Below are 21,235 nucleotides of genomic sequence, written 5' to 3'. Positions count from 1 at the left end.
GCGGCCTGCGGCCGCCCCGAAGTAATTACAATATCTGGACAGGTTTTTTAGATTCGTCGATCGCTACAAAAGTAAAGTCGCCAACAATCGCTTTTTCCCTTTCATAAGAATACATCTGTTCCGTATATATTTCTACGTTCACCTTCATACTGGTTTTTCCCACATGGGAAACTTTCCCGATCAGTTCAACAATGGTACCTGCCGGAATCGGTTTTTTGAAATCGATTTTATCGCTGCTTACTGTAACCACTCTTTTTCTGGCAAACCGGGTCGCGGTGATAAATGCCACTTCATCCATCAGCTGCATCGCAGTTCCTCCGAAAAGCGTGTCATAATGGTTGGTGGTATTGGGGAAAACGGCTTTAAAGATTCGGGTTTCCGATGTTTCAATTCTTTCTTCTGTAGTCATATTTCATTATTAATTAAGGCGAAATGAAGATATATTGAAACAGAATAAGAACATTCCGGGAACCGGAATTCCTGAAACATACCATAAGGTCAATAAAACTTCAGATCGCGAAAGTTTTTTGTATATAAGAAAGAGGCAGGTCTCCTGACTTGTAACATCTTTATTTCCTTCCCATCTTATGGAATAAGACAGTGGATTCTTAATAAAGACTTCAGTTACTTACAGTTGCGCGACAGTTCGTGATTCTCACACGATTCCCTTTTAATCTGCGGTTAAGCAGAGCCGGTTTCTGAAAAGCCAGGGAGCTTAGAAGCTGCTGACTTTACGGTTGCAAAAATAATGATTACGGATGAATTATTCAGGGTTTTTGTAGATGATCTGGCTTTCCACTTTCCCTTGTTTAATGGTCCAGATCGTAGTATACCTGTTTACACCGGAACCGTTGATCATATAAAGGAAAATATGGTCATTGTCAATGGCCGTTACACCGATGTTGTTAAAATCCATTGTCGGCTGAAACATGTTTTTAATTGCGTCCCTTACGAAAACAGAACCTCTTCCGGGTTGTTGTACGCGAACGGATTTAATTTCCGTCATGCCTTCCGGAATTTCTTTACCGACACCCCAGGGTTTTACTTTATCAATGGTAGTAATATTTCCATCCGCATCTTTTGTCTGTTTTTTGATGTGTGCATACGAGGGATAAATATCAATGATGACTTTCGTTCTCTGGTTTCCCGGAATTTTAGGATTGGAATCATCTGTGAAGATCAGTGATTTTCCGTTTTTGGATTTTGAAGGCGTAAAATGCGGGAGCTTATCCACAAAGACCACACGGTTTTTATTCACCATACCTTCCTTGGTAATGCTGTCATACCTTACAAAAGGTTTGTCCGTATCATCCCTTTCAGGATATTTAATCCAGATCCATTCCGTTTCGCCGGGAGCCGGTTTTTCATAAATAAAGACATCGCCCGTTTTCATGCGGATCTTATCAATAATTTTCCTGTAATCGTCTTTATGAACCCGTACCATCGCATATCCTTCCTCAGCTTTTACAACACCAAAAGGAACTTTGTTCTGTCCTTTTGCAAGAGCCATGGAAAAAAGACTGAAAACGGATAAGTACAATGTTTTATTTACGGAAATCATCATGAAATTTTTTTAACCGTTCAAATATATAAATTAAATGCTTTTCGGGAGATAATTATGTTGCTCCAATTCTTTTAAATTTTTAATCTGTTTTAAATACGAATCAGAAAGCAGATAAACCTCATCCGAAATATCCAGCACGTCCTGAAAACGGTGATCAGAAATAATAATGCCTTTGTGTTCTGTCTGTTCCTTAATAATGCTCTGCATTTCAACGGTCAGTTTCGGAGAAAGCCCGCTGAACGGCTCATCGAGCAGAATAAATTTTGAATCCGAATAGAGAATAAGTAACGCTTCAGCTATTCTTTTTTCGCCACCGGAAAGATTTCTGCAGATTTCGTTGAGAAGAGGCTTCATTAATTCAAGCGTTAAAAGTTTACCTGTATTTTCCCGATTACAGAAAAGCGGAATTAAATTTTTAATCTTAATCCCTTTCGGCAGGAAAGAATATTGCGGGAGATAAGCAATCCTTCCTTTTCTGTCCATTTGATTCTGAAGGATTTTATCATCAACCCGGATGTACTGCGAATCGCCTTTTACCGTCCCGAAAATGATTTTCAGCAGGGTAGATTTGCCGGTGCCGTTTCTTCCCAGTAATGCGATAACGGTTCCGCTTTCGCATCCTATATACATATCTTTTAGGATCTGCTTTGCGCCGAACGATTTTGTAATGCTGTCTGCGTGCAGTCTGCTCATAAAAATTTAGTAATGCTGTTGACCAGGATACTTAGTGAACAGGTGAAGATCCAGAGAAACAGTCTTGAAAGCCCGAAATTGGCGTAAAAGTAATATTCGTTTCTGAACCGCAGTTCATAAATAAGGAAATGCAGGCAGGGCAGAAACAACAGGAAACACAGCCCGAAATTACCCGCGCTGAAACCCAGTGAAAAGCACATCAGCAGGGAAGCAATAACAGCAGGAATCAGTAATCTGACATAAAAAATCCTGAGGATGCTGAGTTTTTTAATCATTCAGTGTATAGGAATTTAAGAATTGAGATATTTAATTCTATTCACGATGAGGCTGAATATTCGAGCCGTCTTTATTAGTGATCTGCATGCGGCTCTTCATCCTGCTTCTGTAGACCATAAACCGATTCCGGACTGTTTTTCAGGAAGTAGATAAAGATCCCGTAAAATAAAATAAGCATAAAGAATACAACGGATGCTATATAAAATGCCGTCCCGAAACCATAGCTGATAGAGATTTTCCCTTCGAGGCCCATGCCCAGTTTATTGTTTCCCATATCTTCCATTTTAGACTGGAAGCCCAAGTAAAAAAGCAGGAAGCCAATAAGCCCGGTCACAGAAAAAATAAGGTGGTAAAGATGTTTTTTCCGTACGTTTTTTAGAAGGTGAATGATAATTCCGGCAACCGCCATCACGAAAGAAATAATAATAAACGGACTGGGTGAAATATCCTTTTTGTCTTTTCCGGTCTCCTGATGGTCATCCATCGGGGCATATTCATCTTTTACTGGAGCATCTTCATGCCCGTCATCAATTGATGAAGAGGCATACGGTGAGCTCTTTTTAATGCTTTCTTTCATTCTTTCATCCATGGCCTTTTTGGAAATTCCGGTAACAAGGTCGGTTCCTTTTATGGACATCAGCGTTGTGTCGCCACATTTGATCAGAAAAAAAGGAAAGAAGAAACACAGGATGATTACCGTGTAGCTTGGTATCGGCAGCAGGTCTGAAAGTGCTTTTAAAGGCTTCATAAATTATTCGTTTCCGGTAAAAATATAAAAATTAAGATAAAAAGAGAACATCAGTGATGCTCTCTTTCGTTATTTATTAAGTTGTCTAATCAATCTTTCCTGAGTCTGGCTTTTACATGACCGGCTTTAATTATATTCCTGAGTTGCGGGATCTGTTCACGGGTAAAATACTTTTTAGGAACCATGCTCATAACCTGTGCGCTCTGATAAATCAGGAACCAGTCTTTGTTTTCTTTTACCTTGTACACATCGGCCCAGGTCAAATCTGAATCAAATGTTTCGCCTTCTATACAGATTTTCTCATCTGTAAAAGTATAAATAATCGTTTCCTGAACATTCTTATTGGAAAAAAAAGCTTTTTTCACACTGAAATAAGAACGGATGACAAGAAATATGGAAAAAATGAACCACCAGATGATAATCTGCCTGTACATTTCATGATCGTCACGTTCAGCATTGTAAAAATTTGCAATAAAAACGAACAGGGTAATCAATGAGAACACCATAAATCTGATCAGTGAATTTTTCAGATGAAACAGTAAAAAATCCCTGAATGTAATCTGCGTTTTTACCGTTACCATTACCCGTTAAATCCTTTCCAGTTCATCTGCATCAATTGTTGTTTTAAACATCCCGTAATTCACAACCACTTTGTTTTTTGAGATTTTTTCAATGGTTCCCACGCTGGTGCTTCCGGTAATGCGGACGCGCTGGCCTTCTTTCAGCCATAATGCACGGTCGGTTTTGCGCTTTTCTTCCAGCTTTTCATTGGTTTCAGAAATCTTTTCAATAACATCCTCCTTTTTCAGCTGCTGCGTGATTTTTCTCTTCACTACCTGAAGCCGCTTGCTCTCATCTTTATCAGCTCCTACTTTCCTGAATTTTTCCTGCTCCAGGATCTTTATAAAATCCTTCACCACATCTTTCCTGGATTTTCCTTTGATATAGCTGTCAATAAAGCCTTCAATCTTGGTCCCGAACTGCAGTTTGCGGTGTTCTTCTTCATATAACTTCTGGAAGTTGAACAGTTTCTGCTGAAGCTGGTCATTCAGTTTCTGCAAATTATCACGTTTGTCTTCAACCGATTCTTTCCGTTCCGCCAGATCAGATTTCAGCTTTTCCACCTCATATTTTTCCTGCTGGAGCTTGACAATCGTTTTATCTAAATTAACGATATCATGTTCCACTTTTTTCTTTGCGGAATGGATGATAAATCTCGGGATCTTGTTCTTTTCCGCCACTTCAAAAGTAAAGGAGCTTCCTGCCTGTCCCACTTCCAGCTTGTACAGAGGCTCCAGTGTTTCTTCATTGAAAAGCATGGCTGCATTCTGGGCATTGGGAAGTTCTTCAATCACCAGTTTGATATTGGTGTAATGCGTGGTAATGATGGCAAAACTTTTTTTATCATAGAAAAACTCAAGGAAACTTTCTGCCAGGGCACCGCCCAGTTCAGGGTCAGAACCCGTTCCGAATTCGTCAATCAGCAGAAGGGTGTTGGCATCGGCTTCACGGATGATGCCGCCCATTTTCTTCAATCTTGAAGAATAGGTGGAAAGGTGGTTTTCAATAGACTGGTTATCCCCGATATCCGTCATCACCTTATCAAAGAAAAACATCTCGGATTTCGGATGTGCGGGGATCAGGATCCCGCTCTGGATCATCAGCTGGAGCAGCCCGACGGTTTTCAGGGTGATGGATTTTCCTCCGGCATTCGGTCCGGAAATACAGATAATCCTGTTATGGTCCGTTAACGTCAGTGTCTGTGGAAAAATGGTTTTGTTCTCCGCTTTATTCCTTAAAAACAGCAAAGGGTGAAAAGCTTCCTTCAGCCTTAAGGTCTTATGGCGGTTGATTTTCGGCAAAACCCCGTTGACCAGTTCGCCGAATTTAGCTTTCGCGCGCGTAAGGTCAAGGTCAAAAATATACATCTGATATCTCCAGAGCTGTGGCTGGAACTCGGCTAATTCTGCCGTCAGCTTCCTCAGGACTTTATCAATTTCCTTTTTTTCTTCTTCTTCGCTTTCCTTAAGCTTAAAGTAATGTTTTACCACACTGTCCGGCTGGATATATGTAATGGATCCTGTTTTTGAAAGTCCTAAAACCCGTCCCGGAACTCTTTTTTTATAGGCAGATTTTACTGCTAAAACCCTTATGTCTTCAATATTGCTTTCACGGATATCATCCAGGAAATCACTTTGTCCGTAATTGAATAAAACCCGGTTGAAATTTTCCTGGATCGCCTTTTTTGCAGCCTGGATTTCAGCCCGTAATGTTTTTAAGATCGGGGAAGCTTCGCTTTTTACTTCACCGAACCGGTTGAAAACCTTATCTACCTTATCAATAATCTCTTTTCTGAATTCCAGAACGGACGCATCATTCATTAAAGTAGGGAAGGTGTCCGGCATGGTAGGGAAAAACTTCTGCAGTTTCCCGATCTGTTCCGTAAGGGTTTTTATTTTGATGAAAGCGCTGTTTTCAAGACGGTAATTCTCAATCAGCATCAGTTTCAGTTCATTTTCAATATCTTCATATTCATCAAACGGAATCGCATTGGAACTTTCAAAACTCGACAGGTATTCGGAAGTTTTTTTCAGAGAAAGCTCAGCCTCGTCAATATTCATCGGACGAAGTTCAAGAATCTTTTCCCGTGTTTTCGGAGAATAGGCAAAAGGAGAGATCTCCGCGAGCAATTGCGGAAACTCTAATTCGTTTAAATCTTCTTTATTTATATACACAGTACAAATTTAGTGAGAAAATGTGAATTTGTGTATATTTGAGATATTTACAAAATGTATAATGAAAAATTTCAGATATTTCTTGTTATTTTTTGCCATAATTAATTCTTATGCTCAAAAAAAGAATACTATTCCCATTATAAATGCTAGGCCGGAAAAATTTGATGTTGCTTTACTCTCAGATGAAATAAAGAAAAACAGAAAAAATAAGATATATATTACTAGCAGAGAAAATGATTTTATTGTTAATGACAAGACGGGAAGTAATCTGGTTCATTACAGCAGGTCTTACAAAGAATCCTATTTTTCAGGCTATGATTATTCAATAAATCCACTGTTCGGAATTTATAAAGAATTTTATCCAAATCATATTCTGAAGACAAAGGGTATTTACTGTTGGTTCGGTTTCAAACTTGGTCAATGGTATCATTATGATAAAAAAGGAAAACTTGTTTCAATTGAAAATACGGATGAAGGATGGGATTTTACTTATAAAATGGTCTTAGATTATTGTAGAAAAAACAGCATATCTCTGGAAAGGCAAAGTTCTGGAGTAAGAACTCAGATAAGAAAATTTTTCCCAGAAGGGAAGAGCTCAAATTTATGGGTTATAAGTTATAATGATAAAAGTAAAGGTGTAGAAAGAATACTTAACCTGGATAGTAAAAATGGGAAAGTGGTAAACGAATTTGAATATGATCTGCCTTTTATTGAATAAATAAAATCTAAATGAAACAGCAAACCCAAAGACTGCAGTTAAAAGAAATCAACGAAAGCCACGTTGAAGATATTCTGAAGATCAGGAGCAATGAAATGATCAATCAGTTTGTACAGAGAAACTCACCTAAGAACAATTATGATGCGCTTCAGTTTATTTTAACCATCAAAGAAAGAACCCGGAATCATCAGATTTTTTACTGGGGGATCTCTTTAAAGGATCAGGCTCATCTTATCGGGACCATCTGCCTCTGGAATTTTTCTGAAGACCGGAAAACAGCGGAAGTCGGTTATGAACTGTTGCCGGATTATCACCGGCAGGGTATCATGTCTGAAGCATTGACTGCCGTTTTACATTTTGGTTTTAATGAGTTAAATTTGCAGGAGATTGTTGCGATGACCGATCAATCCAATGAAAACTCAAAAAAGCTTCTTTTAAAGCATAATTTTATCTTGCAGGAGGAGCGGAATGATAAAGATTTCCTGGGGAGTCTGGTTTTTAGCAAAAAATATAATGGTATTTAAATTGTAACGTTTAATTATCAGATTAACTTATTCTCAAATTTTCAAATTGAACCCATGACCTGGACAGAAATTTTAGCCCCGATAAAAAACACACCGTATTTTACCCAGCTTTGGGACAAGGTAAAGCAGGAATATGCAAGTACAAAAGTGTTCCCGCCGAAAAACCAGATTTTCAGAGCACTGGAACTGACGCCTTTTGATGATGTTGAGGTAGTGATCCTCGGGCAGGACCCTTATCATAACGACTATCAGGCCAACGGATTATGTTTCTCCGTCTCCGAAAAGGTGGCAGCACCGCCTTCCCTTAAAAATATTTTTATTGAATTAAAAGATGACGTCGGAGTTGCAAGAACATCAAAAGAACTTGACGACTGGGGAAAACAGGGCGTTTTGCTGTTGAATGCAACGCTCACGGTCCGTGCCCATTCCCCGAATTCACACAAAGATTTAGGCTGGGAAAAATTTACCGATTTTATCATCAAAGAAATCTCAGATAAAAAAGAAAATGTTGTTTTTGTACTCTGGGGCGCTTTTGCACAGAAAAAAGCCGAACTGATCAATCCGGCTAAGCATTTTATTTTAAAGTCTGCCCATCCGTCCCCGTTTTCTGTACACAAAGGGTTTTTCGGAAGCAGGCCGTTCTCAAAAATTAATGAATATCTTGTTTCAAAAGGAAAGAAACCTATTTCGTGGTAGATGTTTCCCCTGTTGATTTTGTGATGGTAATCCCGATCTGGTAGGCTCCTTTCAAAGCCTGCGTCCCTTCTGCCGATTTTGGATATGGAGTTACTTCGGTTAAAGAAATCGTATATCCGTTGAAAGCTGCAGACTGGCTGTAGTTTCTTCCTTTGTTGTCTGTGGTCGCAAGGTTTAATGTCATCGGCCGGGTAGCGGTTCCCATTACTTCAACCTGCGCAACGGCAGCGCCTGCCCAGATGCAGTTGACCCCTTCCGGGCACCGGCTGTCTTCCGAAATACCTTTGAACGTGACATTCATCTGGTATTCACTCAGAAATTTGTTTTCACCTTCCCTGAAGTAAATGACTTTTTCACTGTTCATAGGATTTGATTTTACAGTAGCTGTAGCTGTTTCGGTTGACGCGGATGTCTTTCCGGCATCTGCAGATGTTTTCCGGGCATTGCAGTTCAGAAGAGAAAATACGCCCAGGCTGTATATGATGATTTTATGAAACATAATGTTTAGTTTTAAATAACGGCAAGCATATCCAGTATCACTACCAAAAACATAGCCAAACCTACCACAAGGCTGAATCCGGTTCCGTAAATAAATCCGATGAAAGCCCCTTTGGTGGAATTTAATGCTTTTTTCATGTCCTTGCTGTCATGAAGAAGCTCACCGATAAATACGCCGGCAAACATCCCTACCAAAAAGCCCAGCGGAATCGGTAAAAAAAGCCCGACAATAGTCCCGATTACAGAGCCGATGCTTCCCCAGCGTGTCCCGCCGTATTTCTGGTTGGTCTTCGCAGGAATCACGTAATTTAAAATAACCGAAAGCAACGTCAGGATTCCGAATGCCCACACATAGATCATCGGCAGGTCTGCATCGGTCCCGAATTTATAAATCAGCAGGCCGCAGATGCTCAGTAACAGTCCGGGCAGTACCGGCAGGAAAGTGCCGATCATCCCCAGGAATAAGAGAACGAGGCAGAGAATATTAATTAATGCTGTATCCATTGTTTTTTATTTAGATGCAAGATATAAAAAAAGGCAGCTTTATAAAAGCCGCCTCCATGTTTAAGTTGAAGTTTTTATTAAAGGTTTAAAATTACATACTGTAGAATAACGCCGGCATTTCCGATATTTCCCGAAGCGTGGTTATGGAAAGTGGTATAATAAATATAGCCGCTGTTTGATGATCCTGAGCAAGGCCCTGCTGTTGCTCCCAAGGCAACTAGGTAAGGAACCAATACCTGCGGAACCGAAAGGCTGATCTGGATATTCCCCGGAAGCGTAATGCAGACCGTTGCAAAAGTTGTCGTCGGTGCGTTTCCGATAGGCGTAACCGGAGTGCCTGTTGCTGTAAAATGATTCGTCCTGATCATCAGGGCATCATTGGATGAAGTTTCTTTAACCAGGACTTCCCAATAGGCCGGATCATAATTGGTTATTTTCTGCCATGATCCCAGATCATAATCAATATTAAGCGTGTTGAATCCTAAAGCTGAGGTAAGCCCCGTATTGTTCACTGTAGCGTTTACCATGCCTGAGCTTCCGGTATTTTTAGAACATAATTTTGAATCAGGAACAAAACCTCCCGGAAGCGAGCAGTTAGTGGTATTGGTGGTTCCGCCAACCAGATAGGCAACGTCCCAGTCTGAGGCATAAATACTTCCTCCGTTAGCAACGAAGATGGCTAAATTGGCATCGATTACAGAGTAAAGCGTCGGGTTTGCAGAATAGTTGTTTCTGGAGCCGCAGTTAAGGAAGATGATATCATATTGTGCAACCGTGGTTAGGTTGGCAAGATCATTATTGCTGATTTCAGTAGCGGTATAGCCTAACGTCTGGATAATGTCTTCTATTTTATCATACGTTCCTTTTACATAAGCAATTTTTGCTACCTGGTTCAGCTTGGTCTGGCTGGCATCAAGGTTTAAAGTTTCGCTGTCTTTTACCGTTGCGGAAATCTCTGTCCGGAAGTTGCTGCCGTTACCGGTCTGGATATAAATAGTATGGTTTCCTGCCGGAGCATCCAATGTGAATTTACCTTCTGCGTCTGACGTGGTATAATAAATTTTATACTTGTCATCAAAAGTGAAAACCGAAGCACCGCCGATAGGCTTGGTTCCGTTTTGTGACATTACTTTGCCGGTAACTTTGCCGGTTTTCATAACGGTGGTACTCGTGTTTTCAGAAGCCAGCGCAGCATCGTCTCCTGAACAATTGGCTAAAAGCGTGAATACACACAACAAAATAAAGAAGTAGTGTTTTCTCATAATGTATTGATTTTGATTTGTTTAGTTTATGCTAAAATTAGTAATTATTTTATATTAAATTGAATAAAAGGTTATTTTTTTTAAGTTTAATTTATTGATTTGTTCGTTATGAGATTGATTTTGTATTATTGATGAGGTGTTGACAGGATTTATGGTTTTGATTTTTTGCCCGGAAAATTTTCCGGGAATTGTAACATTATGGGTTTTGGGATGATAATTGATACAGGAATTGTATTTAAAAGCCACCTTAAATTTCCTAAATTTGCTGTAATGAACGACCAATTAGAAGAAACAAAAGATTTTCTGCAGGAATTGAGTGATCCGCTGTACCGATACATCAGCCGGATCTCTCCCTCAGGCCTTGACTGGGTATTCCACATCATTGTAAAAATAATTTTGTTATGGGTAATCTTTCTGGTTATTGATTTTATCTTTAAAATTATCATCAACAGTATTTTCCGTATTTTCCATAACAAGGAAAAATATCCTGTAATCAATTCTGTTTATGAATCCAGGATCACCAATTCCATTGCCCATCTTTTTGCACTGTTAATCGTCGGAAGTATCCACGAATCTATATTTTCAGGGGCACTGGTAAAAACAACCCAGTTTCTGATCAGGTCTGTAAACCTGGGACTGGTGATGATTTTTGCCGGAATGCTGTACCGCGGACTGACGGCTTTCAGGAATTACTTTGTGATCAAACAGGATTTTTATAAAATCATGGCACTGAATGCAGTTTCTGAGACAATGAAGATATTGGGGATCTTTATCTTTTCCGTGGTCGGAATCTGTGTGGTTTTCGGTATCAAAGGAACAACGATCGTCGGGAGTTTAGGAGCCATCACTGCAGTCCTGGTCCTGGTATTCCGGGATACCATTTTAGGATTTGTCACCGGGATTCATGTGGCCACTTCCAAAAACCTGAAGGTGGGCGACTGGGTAAGCATTCCCAAATACAACCTGGAAGGAAATATTGCTGAGATCAGCCTGCTGACCACAAGAATCAATAATTTTGACAAAACGTTCTCCACCATTCCTACCTATGATTTAATGACCACGGAAATTAAGAACCTCCAGGTTATTTCTGAAACCAACGCAAGGAGGATTAAAAAATCGATTTTTTTCAATATCAACTCATTTAAGTTTCTTAACGATGAAGATATCGAACGCCTGAAGAATATCAATCTCATTTCAGATTACCTCAGCGAGAAATCTGTTGAGCTGAGAAAGGAAAAAGAAAACATGGCGCATAACGAGGAGATTATCAACGGACGGCAGCTTACCAATATCGGGGTGTTCAGGTATTACGCCCAGAAATATATAGAGAAAATCCCGGAACTTGATAAAGAAGGACCGCTGATTGTCCGCCAGCTCAATATTACGCCGCAGGGCCTTCCCCTGGAAATCTATTCCTTCACCAATGATACAGAATGGGTGCGTTTTGAACAGATCCAGGCAGATATTTTTGACCATCTGCTGGTGGCTTCCAAAGAATTTGAACTCGAAGTAATGCAGGTGAAAATATAAATTCAAACGGAATATTGGAGAATTTAATCTCAAGTTGTTCCAATTAAATTGTCAAGAATAGATATTTTTCATACTTTAGCCGCATGACTAAGATTCAATGGGTAGATTGCCACAGGATGCCGTCCAGATCTTTCTTTTATAAAAAGAAACAGTTTCCGGTGTGTGCCAGATGTACAGGTATTTACCTTGGATATTTTCTTATGATTCCTATGCTTTGGTTCTATCAGATAGGTATGTTTTTAAGTGTTCTGCTTATTCTTCCCACGCTTATTGACGGCCTTACCCAGGCTTACCTTAACAGGGAAAGCACGAATGTGATCCGGTGTATTACGGGATTTTTGGCCGGGATCGGCATCAGCGGGTTTAGTGAAAGGATTACTTATTACACCTATAAATTTATTGAAACATTAATATCATAATAAAATAAACTATGAACGATTTAAATCAGAATTTCCAGAATGAACCCAACAAGTCGGGTGAAGACCTTCACATCGGATTGAAAATTTTATCATTTTGTATTCCTTTGGCAGGCGCTATTATCTACTTTGTTAAAAAAGATAAAGAGCCGGTAGCTGCCAAATCTGCCTGTAACTTAGCCCTTATCGGATTAGGGGTAAATGTTGCCCTGACCATTGTAAGGCTGGTCACACAGGGAAGTTAAAAATGTTACACTAAAAAAGCCCACTTTAAGTTGGGTTTTTTTATTTTTGTACCATGACAAAATTAAGCGTAAATATAAATAAAATCGCTACCCTTAGAAATGCGAGAGGAGGTGAGACGCCAAGCGTAACGGAAGCTGCCGTTAAAATTCAGGAATTCGGAGGCCAGGGAATTACCATTCACCCGAGACCGGACGAAAGACACATCACCAGAAAAGATGTGTATGACCTGAAGCCGCTTGTTACCACAGAATTCAATATAGAAGGGAATCCCCACAGGCCATTCATCGATATGGTGCTGGAAGTAAAACCTGAACAGGTAACCCTGGTTCCTGATGCCGATGATGCCATTACTTCAAACGCAGGCTGGGATACAAAAAAGCACCTGGACTTTCTTAAGGAAATCATTGCAGAATTTAAAAATGCAGGAATCCGGACTTCAATTTTCCTTGACCCGAATCCTGAACTGGTGGAATATGCCGCAAAATCAGGGGCAGACAGGATAGAACTCTATACCGAAGCCTACGCAAAAAATTATACATTAAATAAAGAAGCAGCGGTAAAACCTTACTATGACACCGCATTGGTTGCGGCGGATTTTGGATTGGGTATAAACGCCGGGCACGATCTGAGCCTTGACAATTTAAAATACTTTGCAGATAATATTCCTAACCTGTTGGAAGTCTCCATCGGGCACGCCCTGGTTTCTGAAGCATTGTATATGGGATTGGAAAATACGGTTCAGGCCTATCTGAAAAGACTGGCAAAATGGTAAACTGAGGCGAAAACAAGAAACAGGCGGAGCTTAAACGTATTATTCACTTCCGGCTTCCGTAATCAGGCCACGATCTTTAAAACAAAACTTATGGAGATTTTAAATTCAAAAATATTTGGTGAAAACCTTTCATCAGCACCTCTGCTGGTATTCCACGGATTGTTCGGGATGCTGGACAACTGGGGAACCTTCGGGAAAGACCTCGGGGAATTTTTACCGGTTCATTTAATTGACCTCAGAAACCACGGAAGGAGTTTCCATTCTGAAAACATGTCCCACGATGATCTTGCAGATGATATCCTTCATTATATGGATCATTACGGGATTGCAAAAGCACATATTTTAGGACACTCTTTAGGCGGAAAAGCCGTAATGCAGTTTGCCATAAAATATCCTGAAAAAGTGGAAAAGCTGATTGTGGTAGATATTTCCCCGAAAGCATATCCTCCGCACCACCAGGGGATTATTAAAGCACTGGAAACCGTGGATTTCAATACTGTAGCTTCAAGAAGTGACGTGGAAGCCGTGCTCAGCCAGTATATCCCTGAGAAATCAACCATTCAGTTTCTTGCGAAAAACCTATACTGGGATGACGAAAAAAAACTGAACTGGCGGTTCAACCTTAAAACACTTTCTGAAAAATACAATGATTTTGTTTCCAATGCCATCAGGTTTGGGGTCTTTAGCGGACAAACATTATTCATTGCAGGGCAGAAGTCCAATTATATCCTTCCGCAGGATCAGTTTGCGATTAAGCAGCAGTTTCCGGCAGCAGAATTTGCAACGGTAAAAAATGCAGGACATTGGGTACAGGCAGAGAATCCTGTTGATTTTGCTAACATTGTGAAACAATTCTTGAATATTAATTAAAATTATGGTACTATTGGTTTGGATTTGTTAAAATTTTCTTAAAATTAATTTTATTCTTCCTGGTGTGAATTTTTTTTAATACTTTAGACTTCTCTAAATCATTAAATATTAATACTATGGAAAACAAGAAAACAAAGAAACCGTTTTTCGCATCATTCTTAGAAAAGCAGATTCAGGATCCTGAAAAGATAAAAGGGGGAACGAGTCCTTTAACGTCAGTACTTGCAGACGATGTAACGGATGCCAAAAAAGATAATGTAACTGGGGTACTCAGAGATAATGTAACCGGTACGAGCCTGGATGCTGTTACGCTGAGATATCCGTCTGACAGTGATGCCGCTCAGGATCTTGATTAATTATATCTGAAGCTTATGAAAAACGAGAATCCAAAAAAGAAGCCTTTTTTCGCAGTATTCCTTGAAAAACAGATTCAGGACCCTGAAAAAGTAAAAGGAGGTGACGGCGGTACGACAACCGGAGCATTGAGGGATAGTGTCACTTCACTCTTTGTGGACGGTTTAACTTCACCCGGACAGGATGTGGTATCGATGAAATACCCTTCAGACAGTGATGAAGACGGTACTCTGGAACAATTATAAACTATAATTTTAATCAAAATAAATATTATGAAAAACAAGAATTCAAAAAAGAAGCCTTTTTTCGCAGCATTCCTTGAAAAACAGATTCAGGATCCTGAGAAAGTAAAAGGAGGTGACGGAACAGGTATTATCACGAAGCCTACTGTAGATACCGTAACAAAACCAACGTTGGATATGATGCAGACGATGAAGTATCCTTCTGATGGCGATGATGACTCTCCGGTAGTATAATGAATTGTTAGTCAGAAATTAACAAAATCATACAAAGGAAACTTACACTCTAAGTTTCCTTTTTTAATAAAATAAAACGGCAAATGATTCTTTGTATCACCCATTCTCAGGATTTTTACAATATTGATCTTTTTTTTAACTATTTAAAATCAAAGAATATCCCTTTCTTCAGGCTCAATTCAGACCGTCTCAACCATTTACAGAAAATCAGTGTGAACGACTTCGGCTTTGAGATCACTGATGAAGCCGGAAACACAATCAGTTCGGAACAGATCAATGCGGTCTGGCACAGGAAATCATGGCAGATCAGCCTTCCGGAGGAAATGGATGAAGAGTACCGGAGAATTTTCCTTAAAGAATACAACAGCCTCCGCTATAACCTCTTTACGGCAATGGAAGATGTGCCCTGGATCAATCCCTTTGAAAATGAAAATAAAATTGATGGGAACAAAATGCTCCAGCTGAAAATAGCCGGAAAAAATAACTTAACGGTTCCGAAAACTATTTTCTCCAATGATGCCGGAAAAATCACTGCTTTCTTTCATGAATACTGCAACGGAAAAATGGTGGCAAAACTTCACGGGGCCCTTTCAAAATCAATGGGCGGCGAAAACCTGCTTTCTACCCAGATTATTGACGGAGGATCTTTGGAAGACATAGAAGATATTGCCTATTGCCCGATGATTTTCCAGCCGTATCTCGAAAAAGAATATGAACTGAGAATTGTGTATCTGGACGGGGAATTCTTTACCGGAAAGATCAACAACAGCGAAAATGCAGACTGGCGTATTACCCAGGGAACCTATTTATGGTCAGCCTATGAGCTTCCTGAACATATAAAGCTGAACCTTACATCAATGATGAAAGAAATGGGGCTTTATATCGGTGCCATTGACATGATCAGAGCGAGAGACGGCAATTATTATTTCCTTGAAGTAAATCCGCAGGGAGAGTGGGGAATGCTTCAGAAAGAACTTGGGTTTCCGATTGCACAGAGAATTGCCGACCACCTTATAAAAAGAATGAAATAAACCAATGAATAAAATTTTAATAATTACCCATACAGGAGATAACTTTTCCATTGAAAAAGTAACGGAATATATTGATAAAAACGGCTTTGAGATCATCCGTTTTAATGTTGATCTTTATCCTTTACATAATAAACTGTCAACCACTTTTGAGGATGGCGAATGGATTACGGTTCTGGAAACCGAGGATAAAAAACACCGGCTGGATGATATCAGCGCAGTCTGGTATCGCAGAGCCTACAATATCGGTAAAGGAGTGAAGGATGAGATGGATGCCAAGTTTTTCGGAGCTGCGATGGGTGAAATCCGCAATACACTTTTCGGTTTCCTGGAATCGGTGGATGCTTACTCTCTGGGAAAGCCCAGTATTTACAGAAGGCTGGACAGCAAGGAAGAACAGTTGAAAATTGCAGATAAGCTCGGTTTGAAAATTCCGGCAACCGCTGTTACCAATAGCCCTGACGAAGCCAGAAGGTTTATTATAAAACACGGCGATGTGGTGGCTAAAATGCAGACCGGTTTCGCAATTTATGAAGACGGGGTGGAAAATGTAGTGTTCACGAACGTGGTAAACGAAGACAAACTGGAAGAACTGGATACGCTTTTATACTGTCCGATGCAGTTCCAGAAAAAAATCGAAAAAAAGAAAGAACTCCGTATAACGGTTGTCGGACGTGATGTTTACGCGTTTGAAATTGATTCCCAACAGTCTGAAGCAGCAAAAACAGACTGGCGGAAAGACGGGATTAACCTGATTGATAAATGGATTCCCACAGAACTTCCTCAGGATATTGAAGCAAAGATACTGGAGCTTCTGGATGTCTACCATGTGGATTACGGAGCCATTGATATGATCGTCTCTCCTGAAGATGAATATTATTTTATCGAAATCAATGCAGCCGGAGAGTTTTTCTGGCTTGATAACCTTACCGAAGATAACCGGATTTCAAAAAGCATTGCAGACCTTCTGTGCGATAAAGCACCACGAAGGAACAATATGGTTTTGGTATAAAGGAACCGCACATTTTAAATAAGAGAATTTTTTAATTGATATATTTGTAATCAGCAGAAACGGGCTTCAGCCCGTTTTCTTGTTAACCGTAAGGATGGAACATACCATCATTCGCCGTTATCCGGAGAAATACGGTGCTGTTATTACCTGTAAATTCAGTTCTGAATGCAATTTATTTAACATTTCCCATCAATTAAAAATTGAAATCTCCTTTAAAAATCGCAAATTTGCATGGCATAGAATATGAACATAATTTAGTCAATTGTAGTAAAAATAACTGATGGTTTTTGTAACGGGAGCTACCGGAATTTTGGGCAGGGTAATTGTTTTGGAACTTTTAAAAAAAGGGAAAACCGTACGCGCCGCCAAGAGGCCGCAGAGCAATTTAAACGAAGTCAAACACTCCTTTGCATTTTATACGGAAAACCCGGAAGGTTTCTTTGATAAAATTGAATGGATAGATGTTGATTTCAATGATGTTCAGTCGCTGCAGGCTGCTGTAGAAGGAGTTGATGAGGTGTACCACTGCGCGGCAAAAGTAGGCTTTAACCCTAAAGACAATAAAGAAATATACCGCGTGAATGTAAAAGGCACAGAAAACCTTCTGTATGCCTGTGACGGCTCATCTGTGAAAAAATTCCTTTATGTAAGCTCCATTGCCGTGCTGGATCTTGCCAATGAAAACGGCGAGCTGGATGAAACTTCTGATTTTAATCCCAAAGAAGAGCACTCGGCTTATGCCATTTCCAAACACCTCGCTGAAATGGAAGTCTGGCGGGCTTCTGCAGAAGGGCTGAATACTGTAATCGTCAACCCGGGAATGATCATCGGAAGCGGAAACTGGGGCAACAGCAGCGGCGATATCTTTCCTACGTTTGAAAAGAACAGCTTTACTTTTTCCGGAGGCACAAGCTATGCCGATGTAAGGGATGTAGCTAGGATTTCCGTGGAACTGATGGAAAAAAATATATTCGGGGAACGGTTTGTTATTATTTCCGAAAGTAAAAAATACGCTGAAATAGGAAAACAGATCAGGAAATCATTGGGCCTGAAGGAAGCGAAAATCCTCTCAAAACCTTACCTGAACCTCGGAATTGTAGCCAATACGCTTTTCGGATGGCTGATTCCTCCTTTGAGAATGGCAACAAGGGCGAATGTTGAAGCCGTTTCCGCAATGAACCATATTTCCAACCGGAAGATCAGAGAAAGGTTACAGTATGAGTTTATTCCGCTGGAAGAAACGGTGGATTTCCATCTTAGAAATTATATAAACGACAAAAAGTTGAAAAAATGAATCTTGCAGAGGCAATTATTCAAAAGAATATAGAAAAACATGCAGTAAAATCTGCCATAGGCTTTAAAAAGAAAGATGCAGGATGGAAAGAACTGAGCTGGCAGAAATTCAGTGAAATCATCTCTAAGACTGCCAATGCCCTGAAAAGTGCAGGCGTGCATGAGCATGATAAAGTGGCCATTTATGCGGATAATTCTTCCGAATGGATGATTTTTGACCTGGCGGCGATGGCTGCCGGAGCCATAACGGTTCCGGTTTATGCTACAAACAATGCAGATCAGGCAGAATACATCATCAGTGACTCAGGAGCGAAGGTTATCCTGGTGGGGGACCAGGCCCAGTATGATGCCTGCCTTGAGATTCTGAAAGCCGGAAAAACAGGTCTTGAAACCATCATCATTGCTAAAAAAGCTGTCTGGATAAAGAAAGAATTCAGCAGTTTTTACCTGGAAGATTTTATTGCCAAAGCTTCTCCTGAAATGGAGTATTGCAAAAAAGATATCAATGATGTTGCCACCCTGATCTACACATCGGGAACAACAGGTACGCCTAAGGGCGTGATGCTGACGCACGGTAATTTCATCAATGCCTTTGATGCCCACTTTGAGTTTTTAAAATTTAAAAATTTTGAAGAAGAGCTTTCGCTGGCATTTTTACCTTTGAGTCACGTTTTCGAACGGAGCTGGAGCCTGCTGTGCCTGTATGGCGGAGCAAGGGTATATTTTCTTGAAGATCCGAAAAATATACCCAAAGCCCTGGAAGAAGTAAAACCAACCATGATGTGTGCTGTTCCGCGGTTTTTTCAGAAAATTTATGCAGGCGTACTGGAAAAGGCCGGCGAGAGTTCATCTTTAAAGAAAAAGATCTTCAGCTGGGCACTGGAAACAGGATGGCAGGCGGCCGAACTGAGAAGAAATGAAAAACCGGTTCCGGCAGGATTAAAAATAAAAGAATCTGTTGCAGGAGCATTGGTATTCAATAAAATAAAAGAAAGAATGGGCGGCAGGCTGTGGTTCCTGCCATGCGGTGGGGCATCCTTGTCTCCTGAAGTCACCAGGTTCTTTGAATCCGTGGGAATTCATGTGACGGTAGGATACGGGCTGACCGAAACAACAGCAACCCTGACTCTTTTTCCGTTAACCCGCTTCGGGCACGGAACCAGTGGAAAACCGCTTCCCGGCGTAGAAATCCGCATCGGTGAAGATGATGAAATCCAGGCGAAGGGAAAAGGGATTATGAAAGGGTACTACAATAAACCTGAAGATACGCTGAATGTTTTTACGGCAGACGGTTGGTTTAAAACCGGTGATGCCGGAAAGATTGATGAAGAAGGGAATCTTACGATCACAGACCGGCTGAAAGACCTGATGAAAACATCAAACGGCAAATATATTGCACCGCAGCAGATTGAAAACCTGCTCACCAACAACAATTTCATCCAGCAGATTGTGCTGATTGCAGAGGGAAGGCAGTTCGTTTCTGCACTGGTAGTCCCGAACTTTGAATTTTTACAGGATTTTATCAAAAAAAATAATATCCCGTTTACCGATTGGAAAGAAGTCGTGAAAAACGAAACCGTACATGATTTTTATAAAGGAAAAATCAAAGAGCTCCAGAACGAGCTGTCGGATTTTGAAAAGGTGAAGAAATTTACGCTGATGCCTGCAGAATTTGATATCAATACCGGAGAGATCACGCCCACACTGAAAGTAAAACGAAATGTAGTCCTCAAAAAATATTCGGAGATCATTGAGGAAATGTATTAAATGGCAACGATCAATTCAGGCTGATCATAAAGCTCTGATATTTATAGTTACTCCGTTAAGTTTATCATTTTAAACCAAATTATGACAACACAGGAATTTTTAGGAAAAAAAGAATATACCTTACATCATCAGACCGTTTCAGAAAGCTGTCCGTCCAATATTGCCCTGATTAAATACTGGGGGAAATATGACAACCAGATTCCGGCAAACCCAAGCATCAGCTATACTTTAAACCATTGTAAAACCAATACCACAATGGAATTTTTTGCTGACGAGCCGTTTTCCGTACAGACTTTTCTGGCAGGGCAGGAAGAAGTGAAATTTGCTGAAAAGATTGAAAAATATTTCAGGAATATTGATCAGTACCTTCCGTGGATTTTGCAGGGCAGATACATCATCAGGACAGAAAATACATTCCCTCACAGTTCAGGCATTGCAAGTTCGGCTTCCGGTTTCGGGGCGATTGCCAAATGTCTGATGAATCTGGACGGATCTTTTTCAGGAGAGACAACCGGAGAGGAATCATTAAGAAAGGCATCCTTCCTGGCAAGGCTGGGCAGCGGAAGTGCCTGCAGAAGCTTATACGGCGGATTGGTAGTCTGGGGTGAATCTCAGATCAAAGGGAGTTGCGACCTGTTTGCGGTACCCTATCCGAATGATGAAATCCATGATATTTTCAGGAGTTTCAATGACTGGGTTTTACTGATCCATGAAGGCCAGAAATCGGTTTCTTCAACTGTAGGACACGGACTGATGAATACCAATCCTTATGCAGAACGGAGATTTCAGGAGGCACGGGAAAATTTTGGACCGATGAAGGAAATCTTAGCCAACGGAGATCTGGAAGGCTTTATCAAGCTGGTAGAACATGAGGCTTTAACGCTTCACGCCATGATGATGATGAGCGATCCTGCTTTCATTCTGATGCAGACGGGAACCCTGGAAGTTATTAATAAAATCTGGGCCTTCAGAAAAGAAACGGGTTTACCTTTATTCTTCACCCTCGACGCCGGTGCCAATGTTCACCTTTTATTCCCGGACAACGGATCTGAAGAGCAGATTAAGATTTTTATTGAATCCGAATTACTGCAGCATACCCAGAACAACGGCGTGGTAAAGGATGTAATGAATTTCTAAAATAAAACAGAATATTCTTAGTGTGATCGTTTAGTTTTCATACATAAACCGGACTTAATTCTAATACTTAGATTTCTGCGGAATGACAAAATAAATGTATCATTGTCATTCTGTAG

26 protein-coding genes and 1 riboswitch are annotated in these 21,235 nt (G+C 40.4%); of the genes, 16 read left to right on the top strand and 10 right to left on the bottom strand.

Going from position 1 to position 21,235, the window contains the following annotated elements; genetic code table 11:
• Window positions 1-25 precede the first annotated feature (25 nt).
• The 7 genes from ASE55_RS18325 to ASE55_RS18295 all read right to left on the bottom strand — a co-directional run bounded on the left by ASE55_RS18325 (window position 26) and on the right by ASE55_RS18295 (window position 6,016).
• On the bottom strand, window positions 26-409 hold the full coding sequence (locus ASE55_RS18325) for an acyl-CoA thioesterase (RefSeq protein ID WP_056223132.1): 384 nt from the start codon (window positions 407-409) through the stop codon (window positions 26-28).
• Window positions 410-525: 116 nt separating this feature from the next.
• Window positions 526-711: riboswitch (cobalamin riboswitch) on the bottom strand.
• 52 nt (window positions 712-763) lie between these two features.
• Entirely contained in the window at window positions 764-1,564 is an 801-nt protein-coding gene (locus ASE55_RS18320) for a hypothetical protein (RefSeq protein ID WP_056223131.1), read from the bottom strand.
• Window positions 1,565-1,594: 30 nt separating this feature from the next.
• Window positions 1,595-2,257 (bottom strand): ATP-binding cassette domain-containing protein, encoded by a 663-nt coding sequence (locus ASE55_RS18315; RefSeq protein WP_056223129.1) that lies wholly within the window; start codon window positions 2,255-2,257, stop codon window positions 1,595-1,597.
• Window positions 2,254-2,532: a hypothetical protein gene (locus ASE55_RS18310; protein WP_056223127.1), complete on the bottom strand. Its 279-nt coding sequence runs from the start codon at window positions 2,530-2,532 to the stop codon at window positions 2,254-2,256. The genes ASE55_RS18315 and ASE55_RS18310 overlap by 4 nt, the downstream gene beginning before the upstream one ends.
• Before the next feature lie 74 nt (window positions 2,533-2,606).
• Complete coding sequence (locus tag ASE55_RS18305; protein ID WP_056223125.1) at window positions 2,607-3,281, bottom strand: hypothetical protein; 675 nt, start codon at window positions 3,279-3,281, stop codon at window positions 2,607-2,609.
• Window positions 3,282-3,370: 89 nt separating this feature from the next.
• On the bottom strand, window positions 3,371-3,862 hold the full coding sequence (locus ASE55_RS18300; RefSeq protein ID WP_056223123.1) for a YcxB family protein: 492 nt from the start codon (window positions 3,860-3,862) through the stop codon (window positions 3,371-3,373).
• Between the two features lie 6 nt (window positions 3,863-3,868).
• The gene (locus tag ASE55_RS18295; protein ID WP_056223121.1) at window positions 3,869-6,016 is read right to left on the bottom strand and encodes an endonuclease MutS2; all 2,148 of its coding nucleotides are present in this window, start codon (window positions 6,014-6,016) and stop codon (window positions 3,869-3,871) included.
• A gap of 61 nt (window positions 6,017-6,077) precedes the next feature.
• Between ASE55_RS18295 and ASE55_RS18290 the strand changes: the two genes are divergently transcribed.
• The 3 genes from ASE55_RS18290 to ASE55_RS18280 are packed head-to-tail and all read left to right on the top strand — an operon-like array spanning window position 6,078 to window position 7,954.
• Window positions 6,078-6,734 (top strand): hypothetical protein, encoded by a 657-nt coding sequence (locus tag ASE55_RS18290; protein WP_056223119.1) that lies wholly within the window; start codon window positions 6,078-6,080, stop codon window positions 6,732-6,734.
• A gap of 11 nt (window positions 6,735-6,745) precedes the next feature.
• Window positions 6,746-7,258, top strand: coding sequence for a GNAT family N-acetyltransferase (locus ASE55_RS18285; protein WP_056223117.1), 513 nt, complete (start codon window positions 6,746-6,748; stop codon window positions 7,256-7,258).
• 54 nt (window positions 7,259-7,312) lie between these two features.
• Window positions 7,313-7,954 carry a uracil-DNA glycosylase gene (locus ASE55_RS18280; protein WP_056223115.1) on the top strand — a complete coding sequence of 214 codons (642 nt, stop codon included), beginning with the start codon at window positions 7,313-7,315 and terminating at the stop codon, window positions 7,952-7,954.
• Here the strand turns inward: ASE55_RS18280 and ASE55_RS18275 are convergent.
• The 3 genes from ASE55_RS18275 to ASE55_RS18265 all read right to left on the bottom strand — a co-directional run bounded on the left by ASE55_RS18275 (window position 7,941) and on the right by ASE55_RS18265 (window position 10,218).
• A complete protein-coding gene (locus ASE55_RS18275; RefSeq protein ID WP_056223113.1) occupies window positions 7,941-8,453 on the bottom strand; it encodes a hypothetical protein in 513 nt (170 codons plus the stop codon). The genes ASE55_RS18280 and ASE55_RS18275 overlap by 14 nt on opposite strands.
• An 11-nt stretch (window positions 8,454-8,464) precedes the next feature.
• Window positions 8,465-8,956 (bottom strand): DUF456 domain-containing protein, encoded by a 492-nt coding sequence (locus tag ASE55_RS18270; RefSeq protein WP_056223111.1) that lies wholly within the window; start codon window positions 8,954-8,956, stop codon window positions 8,465-8,467.
• 77 nt (window positions 8,957-9,033) lie between these two features.
• Complete coding sequence (locus ASE55_RS18265; RefSeq protein ID WP_056223109.1) at window positions 9,034-10,218, bottom strand: carboxypeptidase-like regulatory domain-containing protein; 1,185 nt, start codon at window positions 10,216-10,218, stop codon at window positions 9,034-9,036.
• A gap of 270 nt (window positions 10,219-10,488) precedes the next feature.
• Here ASE55_RS18265 and ASE55_RS18260 point away from each other — a divergent pair, with 270 nt between their 5' ends.
• From ASE55_RS18260 to ASE55_RS18200, 13 genes are all read left to right on the top strand, one after another.
• Entirely contained in the window at window positions 10,489-11,748 is a 1,260-nt protein-coding gene (locus ASE55_RS18260; protein WP_056223136.1) for a mechanosensitive ion channel family protein, read from the top strand.
• Window positions 11,749-11,831: 83 nt separating this feature from the next.
• Window positions 11,832-12,167 (top strand): DUF2085 domain-containing protein, encoded by a 336-nt coding sequence (locus ASE55_RS18255; RefSeq protein WP_056223107.1) that lies wholly within the window; start codon window positions 11,832-11,834, stop codon window positions 12,165-12,167.
• An 11-nt stretch (window positions 12,168-12,178) separates the two neighbouring features.
• Entirely contained in the window at window positions 12,179-12,409 is a 231-nt protein-coding gene (locus ASE55_RS18250) for a hypothetical protein (protein ID WP_056223105.1), read from the top strand.
• Between the two features lie 53 nt (window positions 12,410-12,462).
• Window positions 12,463-13,182, top strand: a complete 720-nt coding sequence (locus tag ASE55_RS18245) for a pyridoxine 5'-phosphate synthase (protein WP_056223103.1) — start codon at window positions 12,463-12,465, stop codon at window positions 13,180-13,182.
• A gap of 90 nt (window positions 13,183-13,272) precedes the next feature.
• A complete protein-coding gene (locus ASE55_RS18240; protein WP_056223101.1) occupies window positions 13,273-14,052 on the top strand; it encodes an alpha/beta fold hydrolase in 780 nt (259 codons plus the stop codon).
• A 116-nt stretch (window positions 14,053-14,168) separates the two neighbouring features.
• Window positions 14,169-14,408: a microviridin/marinostatin family tricyclic proteinase inhibitor gene (locus tag ASE55_RS18235; protein WP_056223099.1), complete on the top strand. Its 240-nt coding sequence runs from the start codon at window positions 14,169-14,171 to the stop codon at window positions 14,406-14,408.
• 15 nt (window positions 14,409-14,423) lie between these two features.
• Window positions 14,424-14,651 (top strand): microviridin/marinostatin family tricyclic proteinase inhibitor, encoded by a 228-nt coding sequence (locus ASE55_RS18230; protein ID WP_056223097.1) that lies wholly within the window; start codon window positions 14,424-14,426, stop codon window positions 14,649-14,651.
• Window positions 14,652-14,678: 27 nt separating this feature from the next.
• Window positions 14,679-14,882 carry a microviridin/marinostatin family tricyclic proteinase inhibitor gene (locus ASE55_RS18225; protein ID WP_056223095.1) on the top strand — a complete coding sequence of 68 codons (204 nt, stop codon included), beginning with the start codon at window positions 14,679-14,681 and terminating at the stop codon, window positions 14,880-14,882.
• Between the two features lie 83 nt (window positions 14,883-14,965).
• On the top strand, window positions 14,966-15,913 hold the full coding sequence (locus ASE55_RS18220; protein WP_056223093.1) for an MvdC/MvdD family ATP grasp protein: 948 nt from the start codon (window positions 14,966-14,968) through the stop codon (window positions 15,911-15,913).
• Window positions 15,914-15,917: 4 nt separating this feature from the next.
• A complete protein-coding gene (locus tag ASE55_RS18215; protein ID WP_056223091.1) occupies window positions 15,918-16,922 on the top strand; it encodes an MvdC/MvdD family ATP grasp protein in 1,005 nt (334 codons plus the stop codon).
• Between the two features lie 280 nt (window positions 16,923-17,202).
• Window positions 17,203-18,216 (top strand): NAD-dependent epimerase/dehydratase family protein, encoded by a 1,014-nt coding sequence (locus tag ASE55_RS18210; RefSeq protein ID WP_056223089.1) that lies wholly within the window; start codon window positions 17,203-17,205, stop codon window positions 18,214-18,216.
• Entirely contained in the window at window positions 18,213-19,982 is a 1,770-nt protein-coding gene (locus ASE55_RS18205) for an AMP-dependent synthetase/ligase (RefSeq protein ID WP_056223087.1), read from the top strand. Before ASE55_RS18210 ends, ASE55_RS18205 begins: the two co-directional genes overlap by 4 nt.
• An 81-nt stretch (window positions 19,983-20,063) precedes the next feature.
• Window positions 20,064-21,119, top strand: coding sequence for a diphosphomevalonate/mevalonate 3,5-bisphosphate decarboxylase family protein (locus tag ASE55_RS18200; RefSeq protein ID WP_056223085.1), 1,056 nt, complete (start codon window positions 20,064-20,066; stop codon window positions 21,117-21,119).
• Window positions 21,120-21,235: the final 116 nt, after the last annotated feature.

The organism is Chryseobacterium sp. Leaf201 (assembly GCF_001421435.1).
GTDB lineage: Bacteria > Bacteroidota > Bacteroidia > Flavobacteriales > Weeksellaceae > Chryseobacterium.
This window is presented reverse-complemented; position numbering and strand designations above follow the sequence as displayed.

What these genes read in the sequence shown, in the direction of transcription:
- ASE55_RS18265 (WP_056223109.1), bottom strand. Translation starts at nt 10,218, where the DNA reads ATGAGAAAACACTACTTCTTTATTTTGTTGTGTGTATTCACGCTTTTA.
- ASE55_RS18285 (WP_056223117.1), top strand. Translation starts at nt 6,746, where the DNA reads ATGAAACAGCAAACCCAAAGACTGCAGTTAAAAGAAATCAACGAAAGC.
- ASE55_RS18240 (WP_056223101.1), top strand. Translation starts at nt 13,273, where the DNA reads ATGGAGATTTTAAATTCAAAAATATTTGGTGAAAACCTTTCATCAGCA.
- ASE55_RS18270 (WP_056223111.1), bottom strand. Translation starts at nt 8,956, where the DNA reads ATGGATACAGCATTAATTAATATTCTCTGCCTCGTTCTCTTATTCCTG.
- ASE55_RS18310 (WP_056223127.1), bottom strand. Translation starts at nt 2,532, where the DNA reads ATGATTAAAAAACTCAGCATCCTCAGGATTTTTTATGTCAGATTACTG.
- ASE55_RS18325 (WP_056223132.1), bottom strand. Translation starts at nt 409, where the DNA reads ATGACTACAGAAGAAAGAATTGAAACATCGGAAACCCGAATCTTTAAA.
- ASE55_RS18205 (WP_056223087.1), top strand. Translation starts at nt 18,213, where the DNA reads ATGAATCTTGCAGAGGCAATTATTCAAAAGAATATAGAAAAACATGCA.
- ASE55_RS18300 (WP_056223123.1), bottom strand. Translation starts at nt 3,862, where the DNA reads ATGGTAACGGTAAAAACGCAGATTACATTCAGGGATTTTTTACTGTTT.
- ASE55_RS18280 (WP_056223115.1), top strand. Translation starts at nt 7,313, where the DNA reads ATGACCTGGACAGAAATTTTAGCCCCGATAAAAAACACACCGTATTTT.
- ASE55_RS18260 (WP_056223136.1), top strand. Translation starts at nt 10,489, where the DNA reads ATGAACGACCAATTAGAAGAAACAAAAGATTTTCTGCAGGAATTGAGT.
- ASE55_RS18275 (WP_056223113.1), bottom strand. Translation starts at nt 8,453, where the DNA reads ATGTTTCATAAAATCATCATATACAGCCTGGGCGTATTTTCTCTTCTG.
- ASE55_RS18225 (WP_056223095.1), top strand. Translation starts at nt 14,679, where the DNA reads ATGAAAAACAAGAATTCAAAAAAGAAGCCTTTTTTCGCAGCATTCCTT.
- ASE55_RS18315 (WP_056223129.1), bottom strand. Translation starts at nt 2,257, where the DNA reads ATGAGCAGACTGCACGCAGACAGCATTACAAAATCGTTCGGCGCAAAG.
- ASE55_RS18305 (WP_056223125.1), bottom strand. Translation starts at nt 3,281, where the DNA reads ATGAAGCCTTTAAAAGCACTTTCAGACCTGCTGCCGATACCAAGCTAC.
- ASE55_RS18220 (WP_056223093.1), top strand. Translation starts at nt 14,966, where the DNA reads ATGATTCTTTGTATCACCCATTCTCAGGATTTTTACAATATTGATCTT.
- ASE55_RS18290 (WP_056223119.1), top strand. Translation starts at nt 6,078, where the DNA reads ATGAAAAATTTCAGATATTTCTTGTTATTTTTTGCCATAATTAATTCT.
- ASE55_RS18200 (WP_056223085.1), top strand. Translation starts at nt 20,064, where the DNA reads ATGACAACACAGGAATTTTTAGGAAAAAAAGAATATACCTTACATCAT.
- ASE55_RS18210 (WP_056223089.1), top strand. Translation starts at nt 17,203, where the DNA reads ATGGTTTTTGTAACGGGAGCTACCGGAATTTTGGGCAGGGTAATTGTT.
- ASE55_RS18255 (WP_056223107.1), top strand. Translation starts at nt 11,832, where the DNA reads ATGACTAAGATTCAATGGGTAGATTGCCACAGGATGCCGTCCAGATCT.
- ASE55_RS18250 (WP_056223105.1), top strand. Translation starts at nt 12,179, where the DNA reads ATGAACGATTTAAATCAGAATTTCCAGAATGAACCCAACAAGTCGGGT.
- ASE55_RS18245 (WP_056223103.1), top strand. Translation starts at nt 12,463, where the DNA reads ATGACAAAATTAAGCGTAAATATAAATAAAATCGCTACCCTTAGAAAT.
- ASE55_RS18215 (WP_056223091.1), top strand. Translation starts at nt 15,918, where the DNA reads ATGAATAAAATTTTAATAATTACCCATACAGGAGATAACTTTTCCATT.
- ASE55_RS18320 (WP_056223131.1), bottom strand. Translation starts at nt 1,564, where the DNA reads ATGATGATTTCCGTAAATAAAACATTGTACTTATCCGTTTTCAGTCTT.
- ASE55_RS18235 (WP_056223099.1), top strand. Translation starts at nt 14,169, where the DNA reads ATGGAAAACAAGAAAACAAAGAAACCGTTTTTCGCATCATTCTTAGAA.
- ASE55_RS18230 (WP_056223097.1), top strand. Translation starts at nt 14,424, where the DNA reads ATGAAAAACGAGAATCCAAAAAAGAAGCCTTTTTTCGCAGTATTCCTT.